1 pseudogene is annotated in these 1,579 nt (G+C 69.9%); it reads right to left on the reverse strand.

From position 1 onward, the window contains the following. Positions 1-92 precede the first annotated feature (92 nt). Positions 93-1,459, reverse strand: a pseudogene (locus MQN93_RS43620) (ISNCY family transposase). Positions 1,460-1,579: the final 120 nt, after the last annotated feature.

A 1,579-nucleotide genomic window follows, 5' to 3' on the forward strand; every position in this document is an offset into this window, starting at 1 on the left:
TAGCTACTTGCCCCTGAAAAAGGGTCTGGGCTGGTGACGGGGCCAGCACTGGCGGACGGTGCTGTGCCGCTGGCCGGTCGGTGGCGTGTCCCTTACCGGCTGAGGACGGTCATCCGCTGGAGGTTGTAGGCGAAGATCCCCAGTCCTGCCCAGGTCTGCGCGCCGGCCAGGCGGCGTAGGCGGGTGCGACGGAAGCCGAAGCCGCGCTTGAGGTGACTGATGCGGGCCTCGACGCCGACCCTCCAGTTGCGCATCCGCCGGAAGCGGCGGCTCTGTTCGTACTCACGCCGTGCCTTTCCAGGTTTTCCGGCGCGTTGCAGGCCGATCCGCTGGACACCGAGTTCAGCCAGGGCGAGATCGTTGGCCGCGGTGCCGAAGCCGCGGTCGGCGACGACCGTGCCCGGCGGGCGGCCGGTCAGTGTCACGGCACGCTGCACCGCGGGAAGCAGTTGCGGCGCATCGGCCGGGTTCCCGCGCTGGACCTGGTGGTCGACGATGAAGCCGCGTTCGTCCTCGGCCACGAGCGCGGTGTAGCCGAACTGGGTGGGGTGTTGGGGCTTGCCCTTGCGAATGGGCCGGGCGTCGGGGTCGGCCAACGAGACCAGCCGGTCGGGGATGGTGCGGATGCCCGCCAGGCGTAGGGCGGTCTGCTCCAGCAGCCGGTGGGTGCCTGCCACGGTCTCGGTCATCTCGCTCACCACGTACGCGAGTCGTCCCGAAGGCCGGTTGCCCAGCGTGCGTCGGGCATTGCGCTCCACCGCCGCCACGTCCCGCAAGGTCGCACGGGCCACGGCGGCGATCTCACCGGTGAGCCGGTCGATCTCGCCCAGTGCCTGGCCGGTGCGTCGCCGCAGCGTGCGCGAGATCTCCTTCAAACGGCGTCCCGCTGACCGGCTGCGGTCACGGAAGCGGGTGCGCCTGGCTGCCCCGGACGCCTTGATCCGCCGCACCAGCCGGCCCAGTTTGCGTATCCCGTGGTCCAGCAGGTCGGCGTCCGTGGGGTGGTCGATGTCGGCTTCCATCACGGTCGTGTCGATGCGCAGCTTGCGGCACCGCAGCAGCTTGTCCTCGACCAGTTTGCCCAGTAGGGCAGCGTTCAGCTCTTCCACCGTCTGCGGCCCGCTGCGGCGCACGAGCTTGATCAGCGTGGTCGGGTGCGGCACCGGGGAGGCCAGCGGGATGCGGCAGAACCGGCGCCAGCTCAACGAGTCCGCGACCTCGCGGCACAGGGTCTCGTAACCGAGCTGGTAGCGGTGCTTGAGATACAGCAGCCGCAAGAGCGTCTCCACCGGCACCGAGGGTCGCCCCAGCCGCGCTCGGCGAACACCGCCCGCCACGGGGCGATGAATCGCTCGTCGTCCAAGAATGCATCGACCAGGGCCAGTTCGGCGGGTAACTGCCGCGCATGCTCCGGCAGCATCTCCCACCAGGCGTCCTGCACTCCCGCGATGCGTAACACCGCCCCACCCCCGGCCGCAACGACTCGCCTCCACTGTCGCGGCCATGGCCTGGCCCTCACCAGCTCTGCCCAGAGGACAACCCAGAGGCAGACCCGGACTTCTTCAGGGGCAAGTAGCTA

The organism is Streptomyces spinosisporus (assembly GCF_022698145.1).
Taxonomy (GTDB): domain Bacteria; phylum Actinomycetota; class Actinomycetes; order Streptomycetales; family Streptomycetaceae; genus Streptomyces; species Streptomyces spinosisporus.